The sequence below is a fragment of the Vasconcelosia minhoensis LEGE 07310 genome (assembly GCF_015207255.1).
Classification (GTDB): domain Bacteria; phylum Cyanobacteriota; class Cyanobacteriia; order Phormidesmidales; family Phormidesmidaceae; genus Vasconcelosia; species Vasconcelosia minhoensis.
On sequence record NZ_JADEXG010000119.1, the window covers coordinates 1 to 6,290 of the forward strand.

Genomic DNA, 6,290 nt, shown 5'->3' on the forward strand with positions numbered 1-6,290 from the left:
GTTCAAGGACGCGATTAACACTTGTATTGAGCAGGCCAATACGACCCACAAAGCATCGCTAGAAACTTTGTTGACCATGAATTTTCAGTCCTTTAAGAAAGTCCAAATATCAGGCGTCTAGAGTATAGAAGGGACAGAAGAAGGTTGGGAATGTCTTTCGGAGATACAGTTATAGCGGTGCTGAATGGGCTACCAGTTTCAGCACTCCGTAGTGCCACTCCACTATTGTTTGTCACTTTGGGCGAAACTCTGACGCAACGGGTGGGGATAATTAACCTCGGTGTAGAAGGTCAGATGTTGGTAGGCGCGATTACGGGCTTTGCAGTGACTATCACGTTTGGTAACCCCTGGATGGGACTATTGCTGGGTGGAGTCGCGGGGCTGGTCCTGTCCTCCATACATGCCTTTCTCTGTCTAGCCTGTGGCAGCAGTCAGATTGCCAGTGGTATTGGGGTTTGGATTCTAGGTTCTGGACTAAGTGCTTTTTTTGGTCGAGCTTTCGTGGGCGAAAAGATAGAGCAAGGTTTTCGTACCCTAGACTTGCCTAGGCTGGCACTGGTACCTGTTTTAGGCCCTTTAATAACGGAAATGACCCCGGTGATTGGAATTGCGATTATCCTTTCACCTCTCCTAGGGTTGTGGCTCTATCGCAGCCCTACGGGGTTAACCTGGCGAGCTGTGGGAGAGTCTACTACTGTTTCTCGGGCAATGGGCATCAATTCTCTTTGGATTCAGTGTCAGGGTATCATGGCAGGTGGATTTCTCTCAGGAATTGGTGGAGCAGCGTTGTCCGTAGACTATACTCTCACTTGGGCAGAAGGGATGACTGTAGGGCGAGGCCTGGTAGCCGTTGGACTTGTCATCGTAGCGCGTTGGAATCCTTATCTCGTAATGCCTGTAGCCCTCTTATTCGGAGGCTCGGAAGCCTTGGCACTTCGACTTCAGGCCGCAGGTGCGCCTATTTCGCCCTACCTGATGGGGACCCTGCCCTATCTGGTAGCACTCGTCGTTTTGGTGATCAACTACGGTCAGGTTCGTCAAACTGGCGGGATGCCAGAGGGACTCCGTTCGGTCTTTAGTCACACCGTTTGAAGAAGCTCCAACACTAGAACAAACCATTCTCCTTATTGCCTTATCTTTAACCTGTATGAGGACTATAATATGCATCCAAAACGATTTCGGATATCTGCTCTCTTAGCGGCAATAGTAACGTTTGTCGTCGTTGCCTGTTCGCCTACCCCATCCATCCAAACGGAGGAGCTTTCACCTACTAACAGCAGTGCGCAGAAGATTGGATATATCTATGTAGGTCCTCAAACCGACATGGGTTATAACTACTCTATGGATTTAGGACGGCAATATGTAGAAGCAAATTTCGAAGGCGTGGAGACAACCTACTTCGATAATATTCCTGAAACAGCAGATGTGGCTCGAGTGATGGAACGCCTGATTCAAGAGGACCACAAAATCATTTTTGCCACAAGCTATGGGTATCTTGACTACGCAATTGAGGTTGGAAATCAGTATCCCGATGTGAGGATTCTCCATGCAGGTGGTCTCAAAACCAGCGATACCGTAGGCACCTATTGGGCAGATAGTGATGATGCGATGTATCTAGCTGGCATGGTGGCCGGGTCTGTAACGCAGACTAATAGGTTAGGCTTCATCGGGGCCTTCCAAATTCCTCAGATCCTACGAACGATCAATGCTTTTACCTTAGGAGCACAGAGCATCAATCCCAATATCACCACAACCGTTGTTTGGACCGGGGCCTGGCTAGATCCAGCCAAGGAGGCAGAAGCTGCTAATTCTCTAATTGATAGCGACATCGATGTTATCGCAGGACAGGTAGACTCACCGCTTACCTATTCTGAAACTGCTGAAAAGCGAGGAGTGTATGTGATTGGAAAGGACGTAGATATTAGCGATCGCGTTCCTCAGGCATGGCTAACGGGGGCCTCCTGGAACTGGGGACCAATGATGACGCAGCTGGTTGAAGAAATCAATGCCGGAACCTGGGAGCCTACCCATGTACGCGGTAGCCTCAAAGGGGGCGATGTTGTCCTCGATCCTTTTGGTGCCGCTGTTAGCGAAGCGACGAAGGAGCAGGTTCTGGCTGAGAAAGAAGCTATCATCTCTGGCGAAAAAGTAGTCTGGGAAGGTCCGTTAGTGAAGCAGGATGATACTGTCGCTGTACCAGGCGGTAAAGCAATGGAAATAGACGAAATTGAAACGATGGATTACCTAATCAAAGGGGTAATTGGACCCGCATCCTAGCAACGTAAATTTTGAACGAGAGTAGCGATATGGTAGCTGAATTGAACAAAAAACGAGTAATGGGAGCTGCTGAAGGCTGCCAGTGGCTGGTTTCTTCCGAAGAGGTCGATATGACACGGGTGCCACGAGCCGTGCGGCCTATGCGGGTAAACGCCGACCCGCAAAATATTGTAGTGGATGCTTCGAAAACCGCCCTACTGATCGTGGATATGCAAAACGACTTCTGTACCCAAGGAGGTTGGCTAGACGTCATTGGCGTAGACTACCAACGCGATCGCGGTCCTATCGAGCCCCTTAGCCAGCTCGTACCGGAATGCCGCGCCAGCCGCATTCCCGTCATTTGGTTAAACTGGGGCGTACGTCCCGACCTACTGAACATTTCACCTTCTGTCCTACATGCCCATAGTCCCAAGGGAGAACGAATAGGGTTGAATGAGCAAGTTCCCACTCAGGGATCTCACGTATTGCGAAAGGGAGATTGGGGAGCGGCGATTGTCGATGAGCTAAACCCCGGCAGTCAAGACATTCACGTAACTAAACATCGCTTCAGCGGTTTTTGGGATACCGAACTCGACAGTATCCTACGAAATATGGGCATCACCACCTTGTTTTTCGGCGGTGTGAACCTAGACCAATGTGTTCTATCTACGTTTCAAGATGCGACATTTCTGGGTTACGACTGCATCTTAGTAGAGGACTGTTCCGCTACGACCTCACCGGAGTACTGTATCCAGGCCACTCTTTACAACGTAAATTTGCTCTATGGTTTTGTTACTCAATCTGACGAGCTTCTGAAAGCGCTTGCTCTGCTTTAACCTGAACTGCTTTCTTAGGCTCAAATCCGCATTTAACAATAGCTCAGTACAAAGATTAGATCAATCAACCTATGGATACACCAAACTTTCACATGGCGGATGGCGCACCTATGCCCACTGGCCCTTTTTGCCATGCAGCCGAAATTGATGGATGGATTTTCCTCACCGGCCAGACTCCCTTAGACCCCTATGATGCTGCCGCACCTATCCCAGACGGAATTGAAAACCAAACCCATCTGGTCTTTCAAAATCTGAAAACCGTCCTAATGAGTTTGAATTTGGGGTTTGAGCATGTCGTACGGATGGGGGTTTACTTGACCCACCTGGAGGAAGATTTTGAGCCCTTTAACCAGGTCTATCAAACCTATTTTCCTAATGGCGGCCTGCCAGCTCGTACCTGCGTTGGAGTTGCCAGCCTGGTGCGAGACCCCAGAGTAGAAATTGATTGCGTAGCTCGTCGTCCTGTTGCCTCCCATGCGTGACCCAAAGCGTCAGTCAATTGTCCAGCTGCAAGGCATTTCTAAACGGTTTGGTGCCCTCATAGCGAATGATCAAGTCAGCCTCGACATTGCCCCGGGTGAGGTACTAGCGCTTCTGGGTGAAAACGGGGCTGGAAAAAGCACCCTAATGAAAATTCTCTACGGCTTCTATCAGGCGGATGCAGGTCGCATTCTAATTGAGGGGCAGCCGGTTACCATTGACTCGCCCCATACCGCGATGCGGCTTGGCATTGCCATGGTGTTTCAACAGTTTAGCCTGATTGAGAATTTAACGGTGGCAGAAAACTTGATGCTAGCCTCAGCGAAGGCACCAAGGGGAGTCTGGGTCAACCGTACCCACTGGGTAAAGTCCCACTCTCGTCTTTCAGAACTTGCTCCCAGCATTCAGCCCACTAATCTGATACGCAATTTGGCGGTAGGAGAAAAGCAGCTGGTCGAGCTGGTCAAAGCATTAGATGCCGATGCTAGGGTTGTGATTTTAGATGAGCCAACCTCTGTTTTAACACCTATCGAAACCCAACGCTTTTGGATGCTGATCAGACAGCTGGCAGACCAGGGTCATGCGGTCGTATTCATCACCCACAAGTTAGAGGACGTGAGGGCCTGTGCCGATTGCACTGCTGTTATGCGGAAGGGGCGAGTAGTGGACATGAGTCCTGCCCGTGATCGTACTGCCAAAGAGCTGGTGTATATGATGGTAGGTAGAGAGAATCTAGCGATTGTAAATCCGGTGCCGCCGTCACCGGCTTATCCTAGGTTGCAGATTCAGAACCTATCTGCGGATAGTGATGCCAGTTCTCGCTCTAGCGCCAGCACCATTCGCAATGTTAATTTGGCGATCGCCGCCGGAGAAATCGTAGGCATAGCAGGCGTCGCTGGCAACGGGCAGCAGCTCTTCGCCGATGTTCTGGCAGGTCTGCTTCCCTCGGTTCAGGGAACTATGCTTTTGGATGGAACGCTCTTGCACCGGGCAGGAAAGTCATCTCGCCAAGATATTGCCTATATTCCTGAGCAGCCGCTGCAAAATGGCGTAGCGGCAGAGTTAGATTTAGTCGCTAACTTATGGGCGAAAAAGATTGGGAAAATGGCTTTTTTTCCTCTCAGAGCTAAACAGAGAACGCATGCAGCCCGTCTCATCCATGCCTTTGATGTGCAGCCGCCCGATCCGACCTTGAAAGCCGTTAATCTATCCGGGGGTAATCTTCAGAAACTAGTTCTGGCGCGAGAATTATCAGACAGTCCCAGCCTGATAATCGCCTGTTATCCAACTATGGGACTCGATATTGCCGCAACCCAATTTGTTTACGAGAAACTCTTTCAACATGCCCAATCGAGAGCCTGTATCGTCTGGATTTCTGAAAGTCTAGACGACCTGCTTCAGTATTCTCATCGCATCGCCGTGCTGTTTCGCGGCGAGGTTGTCGGTGTGGTAGAAACCTCTACAGCTAACCGCCATCAGCTGGGGCAGTGGATGACTGGAGGAAGAGAGGTTGCATGAAACTGGTACATACCGAATCTAGATTCCCAGCTATCGTCATCCAGCGATTGTCAAACAGTATAATTGGCTCAATCCTGCTCTCTACATTAGTATTTCTGATCATTTGCGGGGCTTTCTTTGCCTTTGTCGGACAGTCTCCTCTAGAGCTGTTTCCGGCCATTGTGGATGCTGCTTTTGGCAGTTCCTACTCTTGGACAGAAACCTTGCTGAAGACCGCACCGATTTTGCTGTGCGCGATCGCAACGGTCCTTCCTGCCAAACTTGGGCTGATCTCAGTGGGTGCAGAGGGACAGCTCTACTTCGGTGCACTTGTAGGAACCGCTCCAGTTCTGGCCCTGATTGATGCTCCTACCGGGTTGTTGCTGCCGCTAATGCTGTTTTCAGCGGCCCTGGGCGGCGCGCTCTGGGCCGCTATATCTGGCCTACTCAAAGACCTATTTGCGGTCAATGAAACCATCAGCACGCTTTTGCTCAACTATGTAGCAGTGCTGCTGGTCAATTACGCTGTCTATGGCCCTTGGAAAGATCCCTCTAATTTAGGCTGGCCTGCGACTGCCCCCTTCCCAAATGCAGCCAAATTGCCATCCTTGGGATCTAATCTACATTTTGGGCTAGTTCTGGGAATACTGGCGGCGGTAGTGCTCTCTAGTTTGCTGGCTAGAAGCCGGTGGGGAATGGCGCTCCAACTCATGCGCAGCAACCGCAAACTGGCACAGGCGGCAGGGCTACACTTTGGACGTAACGTGGTACTGGTGATGGCGATCGCGGGAGCACTAGCGGGCATCGCAGGTATCACTGAGACCGCCATGGTTCAAGGACGGCTTCAACCTAATCTGTCAAATGGTTATGGCCTTAGTGGATTCCTAGTTGCGTGGATGGCCGGACAGCATATTATCAAAATTATTCCCCTCTCGATACTGGTAGGTGGCCTAGCAGCATCCGCTGATGCCCTCCAACTCGTCGCTCAACTGCCTTCTTCCAGTGCCATGGTGATGCAGGGGATACTATTTATCAGTGTCCTGGCTGTCAATGGGCTCAAGACCCACTCCTCATCGAAAAGCCCTACCATTTCCTGACCAAAACTAATGGGATTCAAGCCCCGCCCTTTCAGGGCGGCTTTGAGTTTGGATGTATTGCTTCAGGATCTCCAAAGGAGCACCGCCTACAGAGCCAGCTGAATAGCTTGGACTCCACAGCGCC

Annotated in this window: 7 protein-coding genes; 6 read left to right on the top strand and 1 reads right to left on the bottom strand. The window is 50.6% G+C overall.

Annotated elements, in window-relative coordinates; genetic code table 11:
* Window positions 1-150: 150 nt before the first annotated feature.
* The 6 genes from IQ241_RS24675 (at window position 151) to IQ241_RS24700 (ending at window position 6,166) form a co-directional block, all read left to right on the top strand.
* Window positions 151-1,092, top strand: coding sequence for an ABC transporter permease (locus IQ241_RS24675; protein ID WP_193912390.1), 942 nt, complete (start codon window positions 151-153; stop codon window positions 1,090-1,092).
* Window positions 1,093-1,161: 69 nt separating this feature from the next.
* A complete protein-coding gene (locus IQ241_RS24680) occupies window positions 1,162-2,277 on the top strand; it encodes a BMP family ABC transporter substrate-binding protein (RefSeq protein WP_193912392.1) in 1,116 nt (371 codons plus the stop codon).
* 29 nt (window positions 2,278-2,306) lie between these two features.
* Window positions 2,307-3,092 (top strand): cysteine hydrolase family protein, encoded by a 786-nt coding sequence (locus tag IQ241_RS24685; protein ID WP_228022079.1) that lies wholly within the window; start codon window positions 2,307-2,309, stop codon window positions 3,090-3,092.
* Between the two features lie 71 nt (window positions 3,093-3,163).
* Window positions 3,164-3,574, top strand: a complete 411-nt coding sequence (locus IQ241_RS24690; protein ID WP_193912394.1) for a RidA family protein — start codon at window positions 3,164-3,166, stop codon at window positions 3,572-3,574.
* The gene (locus tag IQ241_RS24695) at window positions 3,567-5,090 is read left to right on the top strand and encodes an ABC transporter ATP-binding protein (protein ID WP_193912396.1); all 1,524 of its coding nucleotides are present in this window, start codon (window positions 3,567-3,569) and stop codon (window positions 5,088-5,090) included. Before IQ241_RS24690 ends, IQ241_RS24695 begins: the two co-directional genes overlap by 8 nt.
* Window positions 5,087-6,166, top strand: a complete 1,080-nt coding sequence (locus IQ241_RS24700) for an ABC transporter permease (RefSeq protein WP_193912399.1) — start codon at window positions 5,087-5,089, stop codon at window positions 6,164-6,166. Before IQ241_RS24695 ends, IQ241_RS24700 begins: the two co-directional genes overlap by 4 nt.
* Window positions 6,167-6,172: 6 nt before the next feature.
* Here IQ241_RS24700 and IQ241_RS26885 read toward each other — a convergent pair.
* Window positions 6,173-6,290: transposase (locus IQ241_RS26885; RefSeq protein ID WP_193911096.1), on the bottom strand; the 118-nt coding region annotated here is incomplete at its 5' end.